The organism is Paraglaciecola sp. G1-13, assembly GCF_055809255.1.
This window is the reverse complement of the sequence record NZ_CM147903.1, coordinates 2,117,539-2,135,733: the sequence shown is the minus strand read 5'-3', so window position 1 is coordinate 2,135,733 and position 18,195 is coordinate 2,117,539. Positions and strand designations below refer to the sequence as shown.

The window sequence follows — 18,195 nt, the reverse complement described above, 5'->3', positions numbered from 1 at the left end:
CTAACTCATCATATAATTGACGTGCTTGTTTACATACCTCACTACGCCAAATTCGTGGCTACCTGATGTTAATGTACAAGATGCTACAGCAATCAATTTCATCAGTAGCTGTAGCTAATGTAAGCACTTTGTCGATACACAATAATAAATAAGAGACCCCTTCATGCAGCAAACTAAACCACAATTAAGCTTTTGGCAGATTTGGAACATGTGCTTTGGCTTCCTCGGTATTCAATTTGGTTTTGCCTTGCAAAATTCTAATGTCAGTCGAATATTTGAGTCCCTTGGTGCTGATTACAGTAATTTGGCGGTCTTGTGGGTAGCCGCGCCTATTACTGGCTTAGTGGTTCAGCCGATTATTGGCTATTTGAGTGACAATACTTGGAATCGTTTAGGCAGAAGACGACCGTATTTTCTTTGGGGCGCTATTGCCGCAAGTGGTGCGTTGTTCATAATGCCAAATTCACCTACTTTGTGGTTTGCTGCAGGTATGCTGTGGATCATGGACGCCTCAATTAATGTTTCAATGGAACCGTTTCGTGCGTTCGTGGGTGATATGTTGCCCCCTAAACAACGTGCCAGCGGCTATGCCATGCAAACCTTCTTTATTGGTGTTGGTGCTGTGGTGGCGTCTGCTTTGCCTTGGATGATGACGAACTGGTTTGATGTTTCGAATATTGCTGCACCTGGCACCGTTGCTGATTCTGTTAAATTCTCGTTTTATGCTGGCGGTAGTATCTTCCTGTTTGCGGTTCTATGGACGGTCATTTCAACCAAAGAGTACTCCCCAGAGCAATTAGCTGCGTTTGATGCTGCTCAAGCGGAGAAAGACAAACAATCTCTCGCTATTACGCACACTAGAACAGCAGGGCAGTACATTAAGGGAGGCAGTCTTTTTTGTATTATTGGGTTAGCCTTACTTGTACTGATTTACCTCAACATCGACCAACTTGATAAAAATTTATATATTTTGGCCGGCGGGCTGATTGTTTTTGGCATCTGTCAGTTAGTTGGTGCCTCTATGGTGCACCAAAAACGCACCAAAAATGGTTTCGCGCAAGTCCTTGGCGATCTATTTGCTATGCCGCAAGCCATGCGTCAGTTGGCAGTAGTGCAGTTTTTCTCATGGTTTCCTTTGTTCGCGATGTGGATTTATACCAATTCAGCCGTCACATCTCATCATTATGCCAGTCGAGATACCAGCTCAATTGCGTACAATGAAGGTGCCGATTGGGTGTCAATCCTGATGGCGACCTATAATGGCGTGTCTATTTTCGCTGCTATTGTCATTCCTTTTGTCGTTCGTAAACTCAATTTGCAATATGCACATTTAATCAATCTATCGTTGGGAGGCATTGGCTTTATTTCCTTTTGGTTTATTCGCGACCCTGCTTGGCTTGTCTTAGCAATGGTCGGTGTCGGATTTGCTTGGGCGTCGATTCTTTCAGTACCTTACGCCATCTTAGCCAACGTGTTACCCAGCAACAAAATGGGGGTATACATGGGAATTTTTAATTTCTTTATTGTGATTCCACAAATCCTTGCTGCCAGTATCTTAGGTTTTTTGATCACTAAGGTGTTCGATAATCAGCCTATATTCGCGCTTGTGATAGGCGGTTGTAGCATGTTGATAGCGGGCGTGATGACGTTACGTGTGAAAATTCCTCAATAAGCAATACGAGACCATTTTATTTATGAAAATTACATGTCCGTCTTCATCCAATACTGCGCAATATTGCCTGCGTACACTTACCATATCAGTTGTGCTTGCTATGGCTGGTTGTGCTCCTACCAATAACAGTCATGTCACAGAGTCAGCTAACAGCACAACTCAGGAGTTTTATGGCACCGATAATCCGTTTGTAAAAGAAGCGGTGTACTTTGTTATGACAGACAGATTTGTTGATGGCGATAAGGCAAATAACTACCCTGAACAAGGTGGTAATCTGCCTAGTTTCAATTTGCCCTTATACGGTGAAAACGGTGAAACAGCTAATGTGGGTTATTTGGGGGGGGACTTACGCGGTGTGCTTGATAACGGACGATATATCAGCGATATGGGGTTTACCGCAGTTTGGTTAACACCTGTAGTGGATAACCCTGACCAGCAATTTTCAGGCGGCGAAGCCATAGGCTTCAAAGGCGCATTTAAGGACGGTGGTAAATCCGCTTACCACGGCTATTGGGCCTCAAATTTTTATAAAATCGACGAACATTATCCTTCTAGCGATCTTGATTATAAAAAATATACCAGCAGTATGCGTGAACAACATGGTTTGAAAACGGTGTTTGATGTGGTCGCCAATCATGGCTCACCTTCTTTTACTATGCCGGTTGAGCAAGAAAAATTTGGTAAACTGTATGATGAAAACGATCAGCTTGTGGCGGATCATCACAACGTACCGCCGGAGAAGCTCGATCCAAATAATCCTTTGCATCAGTTTTATCACACTGAACCGGATATTATGCAGCTATCTAACCTGAATGAAGATAATGCACAATTACGCGACTACTTAATTAACGCCTATTTATATTGGATAGAGCAGGGGGCAGATGCATTTAGAATCGATACCATAAAACACGTGCCACATCATTTTTGGCAGGAAATGGCTGCTCGGGTTAGGGCATTGCACCCTGATTTTTTTATGTTTGCTGAAAGTTATGATTACAATGCCAACTTTATAGCTCAACATACCTTGCCTAAAAACGGCGGGATAAGTGTTTTAGACTTTCCGGGCCAAAAAGCCATTACAGATGTTTTTGAATCATCAAGTAGTGATTTTTCCGACTTGTTGCCTTATCTACATTTGACTCATGGGCCCTATGCGAATCCCTACGAGTTAACCACGTTTTACGACAATCACGATATGCCAAGAATGAACGCCAGCGATACGGGTTTTATTGACGCGAATAATTGGTTGTTTACCAGTCGCGGGATCCCAGTCGTTTATCAAGGGTCTGAAATTGGCTTTATGCGAGGTAAGGCGGAGCATCAAGGTAACCGTAATTACCTTGGCCAAGCCAATATTGATTTGGCCAAAACCCATCCAATCCACAATGCCCTCACTGGAATTGCTAATGTGCGCAAAAGCACGCCTGCGCTACAAAATGGTTTGCAGGTCAACCTTGAGTTCAAAGGCGATTTCGCAGCGTTTTATCGGGTTATACAAAAAGGTGATATCGCTCAAACGGCGCTTATATTGTTGAACAAGAGCGATGAGACACATCGTTTTACTATTTCTAAGTATTTGGATGCAGGCACCTGGACTGAAATGCGCTTTAAGCAAGATACGCAAGTTATCGAGCAAGGAGAATCGTTAGTCGCTGAGGTACCAGGTCACAGTGTTCATGTGTGGGTCAGAGACGCAAAAGTCATGAACGAGTCCCTCAACGCGGAATTAGCGCGATTAATGGCGTTTAAATGATCCGTATTAGCAGCCATTTCAACGGCGCTGGCAACTATGGTTTGCTAGGCGCCGCTTGACTGGCGAATAACTAAGTCAACGGGCATTAAGTAATGCTCAACTTTTTCACCTTCGATTAATTTAAGTAAGCTGTCGACTAATATCTCGCCCGCTAAAATGGTGTCTTGCTTGACGGTAGTCAAGGCAGGTGTCGCAAAACCGGCCACAGGGACATTGTCAAAACCTACGACGGCGATTTGGTGAGGGATAGGTATATTGCTATCTCTTAATGCTCTTAACACCCCAATCGCAATAAGATCGCTAGCACATACAATCGCGTCGATATCAGGATGCTGTTTGAGTAGTGCAAGTGTCGCACTGTACCCTGAATCTTCAGTCGAAATAGCGTCTTGTTGCACTGCGCTTTGAGCGACGTCTGCCAGTGTCAGCGCCTTTTGATAACCTTGGTAGCGCGCAAAAAATTCAGGGGCGCGGGTGTCTGCTCCGCCGATAAACGCGAATTGATGACGACCCAAGCCGAGCAAATGTTGAGTCACATCAAAGCCACCTTGAAAATTATCACAACCAATGGACACACCGGGGTGTTCATCGTCTAATGCTCCCCAGCGTACAAAGTGTGTGTTTTGTGCCTCTAATTGGCTCAGCTTCGTGCGGTATTCGGTGTAGTCACCGTAGCCTAGTAAGATGATGCCATCAGCTTTATTAGAATCTTCATATTCCGCATGCCAATCATCACTAAGATTTTGAAATGAAATAAGTAAATCATAACCAGCTTTTGCCGATGCGCGTGTGATGCTGCCAAGCATAGATAAAAAAAATGGGTTTATCAGCGAGTTATCAGAGGTTGGGTCTTCAAACAATAAAAGCGCTAGGGTTTTACTGTGTTGGCGCCTCAAGTTACTGGCATTTTTATCGACTTTATAATTAAGCTCTAGGGCTATAGCTTGCACTTTTTCACGGGTTTCTTTATTGACCAATGGACTATCACGAAGAGCACGGGAAACGGTCGACTGCGATACACCAGCTTGATGAGCGATATCAAACGATGTTGCTTTTGCTTTCATTACTTCAAACCTTATTCTACAAAATTAGTACGATAGACCCTTTGTTATTAAGGTTTATACACTAGCCTGCCATTGAAATCCCTCATTTTATCAAAAGATGTTACGTTTGCCTCACTTAAAGCTACTGAAACTTAAGTAACTGATTTTCAGTATTTAAAAAGCCCAAAGGTCGAAAGTGATAAGACGGATAGATCGTTAAAATTGGCAATAAAAGAACTTTTCGGGGGCTGAATACTGGTATAATATCCGCTGTTTTCTACGTATAAGTGTTAGGGGTAAGTATTAATGGCCGAGACCGAGAGTCGTCCGACCAATTTCATTCGTCAAATCATCGATAAAGATCTGCAATCAGGTTTGCATAAGCAGATTCATACGCGTTTCCCACCTGAGCCAAATGGTTATTTGCATATAGGTCATGCTAAGTCTATCTGTTTAAACTTTGGCATTGCGCAGGATTACCAAGGTCAGTGCAACTTACGGTTTGATGACACCAACCCTGATAAAGAAGACATTGATTACGTTAATGCGATTAAAAATGACGTAACCTGGCTAGGTTTTGAATGGCAGGGTGAGGCACGATACTCGTCTAACTATTTTGATCAACTGCACGCCTATGCCGTTGAGCTAATAGAGAAAGGCTTAGCCTATGTGGACTTTTCGAACCAAGAACAAGTACGAGAAATGCGTGGTACTTTGACAACTCCAGGTACCAATAGCCCTTATCGTGATACGTCAATCGAAGAAAATATTGCTCAGTTTGCGAAAATGCGCAACGGAGAATATAAAGAAGGCGAGTGTTTGCTGCGGGCTAAAATCGATATGTCATCGCCGTTCATGTGTATGCGCGACCCAGCGTTGTATCGCGTTAAGTTTGCGCATCACCATCAGACTGGCGATAAGTGGTGCATATATCCTATGTACGATTTTACCCATTGCATTTCTGATGCGATTGAAGGCATAACCCATTCATTGTGCACGTTGGAATTTCAAGACAACCGTCGATTATATGACTGGGTGTTAGCAAACGTCACTATTGATGTGGTACCGCGCCAATATGAATTTTCTCGGCTCAACCTTGAATACACAGTGCTTAGTAAGCGCAAGCTCATCCAATTAGTGGATGAAGAATTTGTGAGTGGTTGGGATGACCCGCGTATGCCTACCATTGCGGGTCTTCGTCGCCGAGGCTTTACTGCTGCTTCGATTCGTGAATTTTGTAAACGTATTGGCGTGACCAAAATGGATAACATGGTTGAAATGAGCATGCTAGAGGCCCCTCTGCGAGACGAACTGAATGAAAATGCTCCGCGCGCTATGGCCGTGCTCGAGCCAGTTAAAATAGTGATAGAAAACTATCCACAGGATGGTGTTGAATTACTTGCGGCGCCTAATCATCCCAACCGCCCCGAATTGGGCAGTCGCGAAGTGCCCTTCGCACGGGAAATTTATATTGAAGCTGAAGACTTCAGAGAAGAAGCCAATAAGAAATTTAAACGCTTGGTACTAGGTAAAGAAGTGCGTTTACGTAATGCCTATGTCATCAAAGCGCAGCGTGTTGAAAAAGACGAGCAGGGGAACGTGACCACCATATTTTGTGAATACGATGGTGACACGTTAGGAAAAGATCCTGCAGATGGCCGCAAAGTAAAAGGGGTTATCCACTGGGTGTCAGCTGCTCATGCGGTTGCCGCTGAAATTCGCCTGTATGACAGTCTTTTTACTGTGCCTAACCCAGCAGCCGAAGACGATTTTGTGGCGTGTATTAATCCTGAATCATTAACAGTCAAACAAGGTTGGGTTGAACCCAGTCTGGCCAAAGTTGATATTGATGAAGCAAATATTCAAGCATTTCAGTTTGAGCGTACTGGGTATTTTTGTTTCGATAAAGACAGTACAACAAGTAAGTTGGTCTTTAATCGCACCGTCGGTTTGCGAGACACATGGGCTAAAATAGGTGACTAATTAGCCAAGCCATGCGCTTTTATCCGAGCGAAATAGAAAAGCCCCTGTTAATGATGATTAACAGGGGCTTTCTTTGTGATTGCTAAGATAGTTCGAGGACAATAAAGTTAGCTACTTAGGCTGCGCATGAAAGGTTTGACCTGTCTCGTGCCTGCTTTCGTCACTCATTAAATACAAGTACAGTGGCATGATGTCCGCCGGCGTTTTCAAGGTTTCAGGATCTTCACCAGGAAAGGCCTGAGCACGCATATTGGTGCGTGTTCCACCTGGATTAATGCAATTGGCGCGTATTGATGTGTTCTCATTTTCATCCGCAATGACTTCCATCATCCCTTGGGTCGCAAATTTAGAAATTGCATAGCTGCCCCAGTAAGCACGGCCTTTTAGCCCCACACTTGAGGTGGTAAAAACAATCGAAGCATTGTCTGATTTTTTTAAGACTGGGATCAACGCCTGTGTCATAAAAAATTGGCTATTCACATTCACCTGCATGACTTTGTTCCAGTCTTCTTCGCTTATCTGCTGCAAAGGCTCTAAATGCCCTAGCAGGCTAGCATTATGCAATACGCCGTCTAGGCTAGGAAACTGAGCATCAATGGTGCTAGCCATATCGCGATAATGTTGCGCCGTTGCACCCTGTAAGTCCAAAGGAATAATGGCCGGTTCCGGGCCTCCATTTTCGACTATTTTATCGTATACCGCTTCGAGCTTACTCACTGTTCTGCCCAACAGAATAACGGTAGCGCCGTACTTTGCGAATTGTAGGGCTGCTTCTTTACCTATGCCGTCGCCAGCACCCGTAACGAGAATGGTTTTTGAGGCTAATAAACCAGATATTGGTTGAAAATCGAGCATATATGTCTAATTCAAGTAAATTTTGCTGATTTTATCATTTAGATGTGAAAATATCCTACCGAATTAGTCTTGGAAGACGAGATTGTTTTACGTTACAAGTGATTAACAAACCTTTGCAAATCAATATCAAACTACATAAGATGGGTCAGGGAGTAACTGGTCTAACGTGTTATTTATACTGATAATAAATGTGCATAGGTCTAATTGATTCCGAGAACATGCAAAGCCAATTGAATAATAAAGAGGTAGGGAAATACAATGAATAAACTTTTGCTTAGTGCGAGTATCGCAGCTGTGCTGGGACTTACAGGCTGTAATGGAGACTCCGTAGCAGATATAGAGACCAATACCCCCGTCGAAAAACCATTCGCCCGGGTAGTATTTGACCCTGCAAACAGCGATCTTAATTTGCCCAACGATTTGTTAATGTTACCAAGTGGTAACTTTTTCGACTTTACATTAAATACCGAAGGCGATGCCGTATTTGATGGCGGCAACCCAGAACACGCACTAAGCGCGCTAGATGGATGGTCAACACAAAATCCATTTTCAATCAGAGTAACCCTACCTACTGGACTTGATATTGACGCAAGCAGTGTAAATGGCGCGTCCATCAAACTATTTAAAGCCACCCAAGCCCTAGAAGGCTCCTCGGCAACGTGTCAGGCCATAGCCGCAGTAGCCGCAGCACCAGGGGTACCCTGTGAACTAGGTGAAGAACTGGTGTATGGAGTCGACTTTGTCGCTTCCTACACCAATGAAGGTTCAGGCTCAATTGCTGTTATACCTCTTAAGCCGTTGGCATCTAGCCAAGGCCATATGTTGGTGGTAACTGATGCTTTGCTTGATACCGATGGTAAGAGCGTTAAAGGCTCAAGTTCGTGGGAGCTCGCACGTCAAGATATTAATACCTTACCCCTTGCCACCGAAGAGCAGCTGCAATTACAAACATTAGTTAATAGTTTGGTGGATGTGGTGATCCCCTCTGGTATAGAGCGTGAAGCGATTTCTTATGCAGCATATTTTTCTACGGTCTCTGCAGGCACCGTGATGGATTCTGTTAAAAAACTGCAAATTGCCGGTTATGCCACTGCGTTTGGCGCGACGATGGCAGCGACAGGCGGTAACGTTGCAACGGCAGCAACCGTTGCTCGTGATTACTTACCACAACTGAATGTATCGGCTGAGGGTATTACAAAAGCATTTGACGTCTTGGCTCCAGCATTGCTATCTGAAGCCGAGTTAGCACAACTAACGGCTGTGGGTTTAAATACCTGTGCCGGCCTTGTAACGAATATCATGGATACCAGCTCTGCTTTAAACGAGGTGGCTACGCAAACGTTTGAAACAGCCGGTCCTTTCTGTGCAGCCACTCGCATCGAAGGTGAGGTAAAATTACCTTATTATTTGAGCTCCACCAATCCGTTAGGTGACTGGTGGCGCGCAATGTGTACCAGTGGCGCTACGATGCAGCTAATGGGCGCTGAAACAGTGGGCTCATTAATCCAAGCTGGGGCTGTCGGGCCAAATGATGAGCTGTGCCAAGTCGCATCTCAAGGGCAATTGCGGGATTTAGATTTATCGTCTTTAGGTATCGACGACCCACGCAATTTGACCAAGTTTAATCCTTTGCCTATGGCGCAGGGAACGAATGATGATGATGAGTCAACACCATTCAACGAAGCGGGTACTGAAACGTTAGGCGTGCAGTTTACCGTACCTGATGAGTCAGTGATTGCCATGCTATCGGCGGCAACGGGGGGCGCAATTAACGTACCGACGAAACCTGAAGCTGGCTGGCCAGTCATTATCGTTCAGCACGGTATTACTGGTCAAAAAGAAAATGCGTTGGTCGTCGCAGCCGCGTTTTCTCTTGCGGGCTTTGCAACGGTAGCTATTGATCACCCATTACACGGAGCACGCGGTTTTACCTTAGCCGATGGAACGAACGTAAATGCGTCTACCAATTCGCCTACGGATTACATGAACCTTGCAAGTTTAATTACTGCTCGTGATAATTTACGTCAAAGCGCGACTGATACCCTAGGTTTGCGCCTGGCGTTGAATGCCATAAATGATGCTTCAGGGATAGTGGATGTTGATACATCTAAAGTTCATTTCATCTCTCAAAGCTTAGGCTCTATCTCTGGTATGAACACACTCGCTAACGCTAATACGCCGTTCGAGGGGGATTTTGCTCCCTTTAGCGATATGTATAATGTAGACACCGCCGTGTTAAACGTGCCATCAGGCGGCGTGGCAAATTTCTTATTTGAGTCACCTGACTTTGGGCCACTGATTAAAGGCTCTTTATTAGCCGCTTCATCAGAAGACTTTGCCGCCTTTTTAGGCCAATATGCGGCGGCCAACGGACTTACCGCAGAAGCGGCTATTCGCCCTGCCTTTACCGCATTTTATGGTGCATTAGAAGATGCACCTAAAGCAGAGATTGATGCTACTTTCAGTCAGTTTGTATTCGCGGCGCAGACAATATTAGATGCAGGTGACCCCATTAATTATGCTCAACAAATGGCGGGCAATACACCAACGCTAATGCAACTTGTCGTCGGTGGTGGAGTGAATGATGATGGCACAACGGCGTTGACAGATCAGGTTAACCCTGTTGTTACCTCATTGCCATTATCCGGCGGTATTCCCTTATCTAAAGTGATGGGCTTAGAGCAAGTGTCGGCCACAAAACAGAGTGATACTACGCAAAATGGCGTTGTGTATTTCTCGGCTGGGGCGCACCAATCTTTGTTTGTGCCAACCCCGAGTGTTGCTGCAACGGTAGAGATGCAGAATCAAGCAGCCAAATACTTCGATTCAGAAGGAAAAGATATTGTTATTTCAGATGAGTCTGTTGTGGCGAACTAAATTTCCACTGAAAGACAAAAGCTAGGCCTCGCCTAGCTTTTTTTTGCGATTTAGTCCCAATATCGCTTAAGTCAGTTATTAAGGAGTAAACAGAATTGGAATTTTTGTACGAATACGGCTTATTTATAGCCAAAGCAGTGACCATAGTAATCGCTATATTGTTAGTCGTTGGAGGCGTAGTAGGGTTGATCAGTAAACAGAAGCAACCCAAGGGAAACCTTGAAATTGACTCAATTTCAGAGCGCTTAGATGACATTAAAGACAATGTTAATCATCTCATTTGCAGCAAAGACGAGTTAAAGAAGAAAAACAAAGAGCAGAAAAAAGCGGACAAAGCCGCTAAAAAAGAGGCAAAAAACAAAGGCGACGATGATGAAAAGGGTAATCTTTATGTGATTGACTTTAACGGCTCGATGGATGCCCATGAAGTCGATAACTTAAGGGAAGAAGTAACCGCCATCATTTGCATTGCGAAGCCTAAAGATGAAGTGCTCGTTCGACTTGAAAGCGGTGGCGGGGTTGTGCATGGCTATGGTCTTGCAGCATCGCAATTACAACGCCTAAAAGACAAAGATATACCGTTAACCGTTGCTGTTGATAAAGTGGCGGCAAGTGGTGGTTATATGATGGCCTGTGTTGCAGATAACGTGTTAGCCGCAAAATTCGCCATTATTGGCTCTATTGGGGTTATTGCCCAAATTCCTAACTTTAATAAATTATTAAAGAAAAACGATATTGAGTTTGAGCAACACACAGCCGGGCAATTCAAACGCACGTTGACCATGTTTGGCGAAAACAGTGATGAAGGACGTGAAAAATTCCGTGATGAATTAGAAGACGTGCATCAAATGTTCAAAGGCTTTGTGCAAGAGCACAGACCTGCGCTGGCGATTGATACTGTCGCTACGGGTGAATATTGGTACGGCAGTAAAGCGTTAGATCTTGGATTGGTTGATACCATACAAACATCTGATGACTTTTTGCTCGACGCGAACAACGTTAAGAAAATTTATTCAGTGAAATATTCGGTCAAAAAGAATCTAGCTGAAAAATTTGGCATATCAGTCACCAAAGGCGTGGTGCAATCGTTGATTAAGGTATTGAGTAAGACCCAAGTTATTGCCAAATAGGCAATTAGACTTATGATTAATTTTTGCTTAAAAATACCGGTTTAATGCCGGTATTTTTTTGTTTAAGAAAAATCATTGTGCAATTTTTATCTATAGAATATATCGCAAAAATCAAAAAGCCTGCTTGATTACGCTGTTAAATAATATTTTAGAGTGTAAATCACTGTTAGTGACGACTAACACTATTGGACCATTTAATCTGTTTGTAAGTTCAACTTTTTATCGTTATAAATAATATGTAATTCAATGCAAACCGGACAGTTTCTACTGAGTTATTAACCGTGCAGCGCCTATCAGTTCACACTGAAAAATAATAATAAAACAGGGGCATGCATAATTAAAAAAACAAATAAAGTTGGAAATAAAATGAACACGTCATTAAACAAATTAACGAAAAGTATTCGCTACGTTATTGCTACATCGACAGCTGTTGCGGTTACCGCAATAAGCCCTGTCTATGCTCAACAAGTAAAAGACGATAGTGCGGAGGTAGAAAAAATTGCGGTGGTAGGGAGCCGCTCAGCACCTCGTTCAGTTGCAGATTCTCCAGTGCCTATCGATATCATCGGCGGCGATGAGCTCGGTAAGTCAGCCTCCACTGACATGCTTGATATGTTAGTAAGTACGGTTCCGTCGTTTACTGCTCGCGCACAGCCTATTTCTGATGCCGCAACCCTTATTCGCCCTGTTAACCTACGTGGTTTGTCTTCAGACAGTACTCTCGTATTAGTTAACGGTAAGCGGCGCCATCGTGCGTCTGTTATTGCATTCCAAGGTGGTGGCATTAATGATGGCGCTCAAGGCCCAGATATTTCAGTTATCCCTAGTTCAGCGTTAAAACAGGTCGAAGTATTACGCGACGGCGCAGCTGCTCAGTATGGCTCTGATGCCATAGCAGGTGTAATGAACTTTGTTTTAAAGGATGACGCTGACGGTGGCTCTCTATCGGTTAAACGCGGTGAGTACTACGAAGGTGACGGCGCAACAACCACTGTAGAAGGTAATGTTGGTTTACCGTTCACTAAAGATGGTTACGCTAACCTGAGTTTTCAGCTTAAAAACGCCGACGCAACCAGTCGCAGTGTACAGCGCCCCGATGCGGCTAATCTAATTGCTCAAGGTAATACTGCTGTTGGTGATCCTGCACAAATTTGGGGTAACCCTGAGATCAACGACGACATTAGCCTATTTGGTAACGTAGGGCTTGATCTTGGCGATGACAAGAAATTCTACATGTTCGGTAACTATTCTGAGCGTGATATTGTCGGCGGCTTTTACTACCGAAACCCCCACAACCGTGGTCAAGTCTATTCAAATGATGAAGGCGAAACGCTATTAGTCGGTGATGTGGCTGAGGCCGCAGGGGCAGAGCGCACTTGTGCAACAGTTGCTATTCCTAAAGTGACGCTAGCTGACGGAACGGTTGTTGACGGAAATGTGTTAGATACCGCTGCCTATCAACAGATGGTTGCCGATCCTAATTGCTTCTCAATGAATCAAATTTTCCCTGGTGGTTATACACCCGCGTTCGGCGGAAACATCACTGATACCTCTTTGGTTATTGGTGTTGAAGGCGAATTGAAAAATGGTTTCTTATCTGGCGCGTTCTTCGATTTGAGTGGTTCTGTCGGTCGCAGTGAATCATCGTTTAACTTAACAAATACCCTTAATCCTTCGCTAGGTCTTGATACCCCAACTGAGTTCGATACGGGTAAATATATCCAGTTGGAGAAAATGTTCAATTTAGATTTATCTAAGCAAATTGACGTTGACAGCATTGATTCACTTAACTTAGCAGGTGGTCTTGAATGGCGTGAAGAGTCATTTGAAATTGTTGCGGGTGAAGAGGCCTCTTGGAAAGCTGGTGATTATGCATCACAAGGGTTCAACATTGGCTCTCATGGTTTTAAAGGGTTCGGCCCTGAAGCACAAGGCACTAATACTCGTCGCAGTGTAGCGGCCTATATTGACGTAGAAGCGTATATTACCGAAGACTTGTTGCTCGGTGCTGCGGTTCGTTACGAGGACTTTACGACCTTTGGCGATACCACTAACTATAAGTTGACGGCCCAGTATTCCGTCACTGATGAGCTTTCTTTGCGTACATCAACCAGCACTGGTTTTAGAGCTCCTACTGTAGGGCAAGCGAATGTGGTTAATACACAAACGTCTATCGTTGGTGGTGATTTGATTCAAAGCTTCTTGGCGCCACCGACTGATACATTGTCAGCGTTTTATGGCGGTAAAGAGTTGTCTCCTGAAGACTCTCAAAGTTACGCAATTGGTGCGGTTTATCAAAGTGGGGACTTCTTCATGAGTGCTGACTTATACAGCATTACCGTTGAAGATCGTATTGCCCAGTCTAGTAAAATTGACGTAAACCCAGATGACTACGAAGAACTAAGAACACTAGGTGTACAAAATCCTGAGCTTATTTCTGCTGTTACGTATTTCGCTAATGACTTTGATACTAAAACCCAAGGTTTGGATTTAGTGGCTAACTACACGCATCCAATCTTTGAATCTGGTGATACCAAGTTCTCGTTAGCGTACAACTGGAATGAAACTGAAGTCGAAAAATTCAATCCTGATACAACGAGCGTAGGCAAAGTAAAATTACTTGAAGAAGGAATTCCTCACCATAGAGCGACATTCACTGTATCGCAAAGCTGGGATACAGTTAGTGCCTTTATTCGCGTTAATTATTTTGGAGAGTACTTCGCCGTTCACGCTGATGATGCTGAACCAGGTGGCTGGAATGAGGACGCCGGCAGCAGCGCAACTGTTGACGCAGAAGTAAGTTACTTTGTAACCGACCAAATTACCTTATCAGCAGGTGCTAGCAACTTGTTCGATAATGATGCTCAGGAGCTTCCAGCTAGCTCGTTTGCGGCAGTAGGTGGTCAATATTATGAAAGTGGACCTTTCGATTACAATGGCGGTTTCTACTACGTAAAAGCAAAGTATAACTTCTAGACATACAGTAGCTTATAAAAAGCCTTGTTACGATAATCCGTAACAAGGTTTTTTTTTGCATTTTTTACGAGCATATTTCACTCAAATCGTTTTTATGATGTGATGGAAAATATAGTAGGTACTATACGATAATAGAATTCTGCTATTTGAAGTGATCGTGTTTTGATCAAGTTTCGTATGTCCGTTAGAGAAATCGTTTAATTTGAATTAGAAAGGGACGGACGTGAGTGCACTAGTTTGGTTAAGAACTGATTTAAGAAGTAAGTGGAATAGCGCGATAGATTATGCAGTTGATAATCACGATAATGTGACGGCGGTTTACTTTACCACCAAGGAGCAATGGGACACTTATAATCTGTCCAGCCACAAGGTAGCCCTCATATATCAGCGTTTAGTCAATCTGCATAAAGAGTTGGCCGAACGTAACATAGAATTGCAGGTTATTGAGGGGAGTCTTTACCAAGCGATCCCCGATCGCCTCAAGGATATTTGCACCAAGAATGGCGTCACTCATGTTTATTGCAACGCTGAATATGAATGGGATGAACGCCAGCGTGACTTGGCTGTTAAGAATATTCTTAAAAAGATTGATATCCCCCTCGCCATGTTTCATGACACTTGTTTAGTGAAACCCACTGAAATAATGAACCTTAAAAATGAGCCGTATAAAGTTTTCACGCCCTATTTTAAGCGTTGGTTAGACACGACCTTACAGCAATTACCCGGTGTACCAGATAATCATAAAGCCAGTGATACTGGCCTGAGCCAATCAGCAAACGACAGCATCACAATTGATTCATTATTAAAAGCAAATGAGATAGAAATCAGTAAGGAGTTTTCGACCAATTGGCCAACCACCGCTGCTAAAATAACCAAAAAACTGAATGCATTTATCATCGAATTTTCCCCAGTATACCCAAAAAATCGGGATATTCCGTCAGTAGACGGTACCAGTAAAATTTCACCATACCTGTCTATCGGGGCCCTGAGTCCAGTGCAGTGTTTATTTCATGTATTACAAGAGTACGGAGATGATGCTTTGTCACCAGAACACGGGGCCTACACTTGGATAAAAGAAATTGCTTGGCGCGATTTCTATCGCTACGTAATGTATCACTTCCCCCATGTCAGCCGTGGGTTACCTTTTCAAAAGCATTATCAACACTTTAAATGGGAAAGTAACCAACACCATTTCGACGCATGGAAAGCAGGCAAGACAGGTTATCCGATTGTCGATGCAGCAATGATCGCGTTGCGAGAAACCGGTTGGATGCATAATCGTTTACGTATGATAGTAGCGAGCTTTTATTGTAAGCACCTTTTATTACCTTGGAAGTGGGCTGAAGACTATTTCATGAGTCAGTTGATTGACGGTGATTATGCTTCGAATAATGGTGGCTGGCAGTGGAGCGCATCGGTTGGCACTGATGCAGCGCCGTACTTTAGAATTTTCAACCCTACTACCCAAAGCGAACGATTTGACCCCAAAGGGGAGTTTATTAAAACGTGGTTGCCTGAACTTGAACATTTAAGTCCTAAGCAAATACATGAACCCAGTAAACACTGTGACGTCCAACGGATAGGCTATGCATTACCTATTGTTGAGCATAAAGCATCTGTTATGCGTACAAAAGAACAATTTAAAGGCTTTTTAGCCGCCTTAAAGTGATCTGTGTATTTGTTATTATTTCGTATTTCAAGCCCGTTACGATTACTGTTTCTTTGGGGAAATTACCCTATAATGCGCCACATTCGTACAGCACTCAGTGACTCACTAAGTCATTGAGTGCTGTCATAGTCGAACGCAATTTTGTATAGGTTTGTGATTTATGAGCATGACTAATGTGGCGTTACTTAGCTACTTAAATGAACTTTTAAAGCCCGAAAGAGTGCAAGATTTTTGTCCAAACGGATTACAAGTCGAAGGCAAAACGCAGATTCAAAAAGTAGTGTGTGGTGTGACTGCTTCACAAGCACTCATTGATAAAGCAATACAATTAAATGCCGATGCGATTTTTGTACATCATGGTTTCTTTTGGAAAGGTGAAGCGGCAAATATCTGTGGGATGAAGAAAAAGCGCATAGCAGCGTTAATTAAGAACGATATCAACCTATATGCCTACCACTTACCTCTCGATATACACGACGTATTGGGCAACAACGCTCAACTAGGAAAACTGCTGAATATGGCACACATCAGTCCGTTACTGTCTGAGTCTCCAGAGGGGATCGTTATGCAGGGACGGCTCGAACCCGCTATGTCGGCGCGAGCCTTATCCGACAAGTTGGTCAGTGTATTAGGGCGCGCACCGCTACATGAAGGTGCTGACTCTGACCTGATTAATAGTGTTGCCTGGTGCACGGGCGGTGGGCAAGGGTACATTGAAGCGGTAGCAAGTGCGGGCATTGATGCATTTATTACCGGAGAAGTCTCTGAGCAAACTATCCATAGCGCCAGAGAAATGAATATTCATTTTTATGCCGCTGGGCACCATGCCACAGAGCGCTATGGCGCAAAGGCGATAGCTGAGTATCTCGACGCCAAAACACAACTGAACGCAGAGTTTATTGATATACCCAATCCCGCTTAGCACCTAATAGATTGACCACATTTTAACGAGAATACGGATGCACAGCGAAAAGCGTGATCAAAATTTTGATGCCATTGCAGATAAGTTTGAAAAGAACATTTATGGAACAAGCAAAGGGCGCTTGCGCCACGAGTTACTTCAATATCATTTACGCAAAAATATTGATTTTTCAACATTAAGCACCGCCCTTGACGCTGGTGGTGGCACAGGTGAAATGTCACGGGTACTGCTTCAGTCGGGGGTGAATGTAACCTTGAGTGACATTTCAAATGAGGCACTAGCCATCGCTAAGCAAAAATGCAGTGAGTCTAGCGCGCTTTCAGTGATCCATAGCGATATATTAGGCTTACCTGATTGTGAATATGATTTAGTCATTTGCCATGCTGTACTCGAATGGTTAAATGATCCTTATGTTAATGTTCGAAAACTAATTTCGATGACGAAAATTGGCGGCTATTTCTCGCTAACGTTCTTTAACAAAGATGCGCAAATGCTTGGCAACTTACTCTATGGAAATTTTGATTACGTTAAACAAGGCATGAAGGTGAGGAATCGGGTACGCCTGAGTCCGAACAAACCGCTTCAACCCAGAGTTGTGATTGATTTTTTGCAGAAACAACCCATTTCGATTATATCTACGGCGGGGATCCGCTGCTTTCACGACTACTTAAAAGACCCCACAATGCAACAAAGTCACTATGAACAACTCAAAGAAGCCGAGATGGCATTCGGTGATAAAGAGCCTTATATGTGGTTAGGCAAATACTTCCACATTCTTATGCGCAGAGACGCCTGAAGAGTAAGTTACTGTTATGCGCTTAATAGCGCTTCAATGTCCTTTTTAATCTGTTCCGGCTTGGTTTTAGGCGAATAGCGCTTAACCACGTTACCGTGTGAATCGACTAAGAATTTGGTGAAATTCCATTTGATGCGGGTCGATCCAAAAATACCTGGGGCATGTTTCTTTAAGTACATGAATAAGGGGTGTGCATTAATGCCATTCACTTCAACCTTGGCAAATAGCGGAAAAGAAACAGAAAACTGAGTTGTACAAAATTGTTCAATTTCCTCATCATTACCTGGCTCTTGATGCCCAAATTGATCACACGGAAAGCCCAGCACCTCGAACCCTTGCGTGGCATAGGTTTCCTGCAATGATTGCAATCCATCATATTGCGGCGTAAATCCACACTTACTTGCTGTATTCACAATCAAGAGCACCTTACCGTGATATATATCCATTGAAAGGGCATGGCCGTTGTTGTGTTTGGCAGCAAATTGGTAAATGTTATTCACGGTTTAATTCCGGTTTTTA

12 protein-coding genes are annotated in these 18,195 nt (G+C 43.6%); 9 read left to right on the top strand and 3 right to left on the bottom strand.

What is annotated here, in order from left to right; translation table 11 throughout:
• The first annotated feature begins 163 nt into the window (after positions 1-163).
• Complete coding sequence (locus AC0L6N_RS08960) at positions 164-1,672, top strand: MFS transporter (protein WP_473480627.1); 1,509 nt, start codon at positions 164-166, stop codon at positions 1,670-1,672.
• Between the two features lie 22 nt (positions 1,673-1,694).
• Complete coding sequence (locus AC0L6N_RS08955; protein WP_473480624.1) at positions 1,695-3,425, top strand: alpha-amylase family glycosyl hydrolase; 1,731 nt, start codon at positions 1,695-1,697, stop codon at positions 3,423-3,425.
• A gap of 44 nt (positions 3,426-3,469) precedes the next feature.
• Here the strand turns inward: AC0L6N_RS08955 and AC0L6N_RS08950 are convergent, their stop codons facing one another.
• A complete protein-coding gene (locus AC0L6N_RS08950; RefSeq protein WP_473480621.1) occupies positions 3,470-4,489 on the bottom strand; it encodes a LacI family DNA-binding transcriptional regulator in 1,020 nt (339 codons plus the stop codon).
• A 285-nt stretch (positions 4,490-4,774) separates the two neighbouring features.
• On the opposite strand from AC0L6N_RS08950, the gene glnS reads away from it, so the two are divergent.
• Positions 4,775-6,451: a glutamine--tRNA ligase gene (gene glnS, locus AC0L6N_RS08945; RefSeq protein WP_473480619.1), complete on the top strand. Its 1,677-nt coding sequence runs from the start codon at positions 4,775-4,777 to the stop codon at positions 6,449-6,451.
• A 111-nt stretch (positions 6,452-6,562) separates the two neighbouring features.
• On the opposite strand, the gene AC0L6N_RS08940 is transcribed toward glnS, so the two are convergent.
• Complete coding sequence (locus AC0L6N_RS08940; RefSeq protein ID WP_473480617.1) at positions 6,563-7,306, bottom strand: YciK family oxidoreductase; 744 nt, start codon at positions 7,304-7,306, stop codon at positions 6,563-6,565.
• 258 nt (positions 7,307-7,564) lie between these two features.
• Here AC0L6N_RS08940 and AC0L6N_RS08935 point away from each other — a divergent pair, with 258 nt between their 5' ends.
• The 6 genes from AC0L6N_RS08935 (at position 7,565) to AC0L6N_RS08910 (ending at position 17,676) form a co-directional block, all read left to right on the top strand.
• On the top strand, positions 7,565-10,183 hold the full coding sequence (locus AC0L6N_RS08935) for a VolA/Pla-1 family phospholipase (protein ID WP_473480615.1): 2,619 nt from the start codon (positions 7,565-7,567) through the stop codon (positions 10,181-10,183).
• Between the two features lie 95 nt (positions 10,184-10,278).
• The gene (gene sohB / locus AC0L6N_RS08930) at positions 10,279-11,313 is read left to right on the top strand and encodes a protease SohB (RefSeq protein ID WP_473480613.1); all 1,035 of its coding nucleotides are present in this window, start codon (positions 10,279-10,281) and stop codon (positions 11,311-11,313) included.
• A 366-nt stretch (positions 11,314-11,679) separates the two neighbouring features.
• Entirely contained in the window at positions 11,680-14,289 is a 2,610-nt protein-coding gene (locus AC0L6N_RS08925; protein ID WP_473480611.1) for a TonB-dependent receptor plug domain-containing protein, read from the top strand.
• Positions 14,290-14,512: 223 nt separating this feature from the next.
• Positions 14,513-15,958 carry a cryptochrome/photolyase family protein gene (locus tag AC0L6N_RS08920; RefSeq protein WP_473480609.1) on the top strand — a complete coding sequence of 482 codons (1,446 nt, stop codon included), beginning with the start codon at positions 14,513-14,515 and terminating at the stop codon, positions 15,956-15,958.
• A gap of 160 nt (positions 15,959-16,118) precedes the next feature.
• Entirely contained in the window at positions 16,119-16,880 is a 762-nt protein-coding gene (locus tag AC0L6N_RS08915; RefSeq protein ID WP_473480607.1) for a Nif3-like dinuclear metal center hexameric protein, read from the top strand.
• Positions 16,881-16,917: 37 nt separating this feature from the next.
• The gene (locus AC0L6N_RS08910) at positions 16,918-17,676 is read left to right on the top strand and encodes a methyltransferase domain-containing protein (protein WP_473480605.1); all 759 of its coding nucleotides are present in this window, start codon (positions 16,918-16,920) and stop codon (positions 17,674-17,676) included.
• Between the two features lie 14 nt (positions 17,677-17,690).
• On the opposite strand, the gene AC0L6N_RS08905 is transcribed toward AC0L6N_RS08910, so the two are convergent.
• Positions 17,691-18,176, bottom strand: a complete 486-nt coding sequence (locus AC0L6N_RS08905; RefSeq protein WP_473480602.1) for a glutathione peroxidase — start codon at positions 18,174-18,176, stop codon at positions 17,691-17,693.
• Positions 18,177-18,195 lie beyond the last annotated feature (19 nt).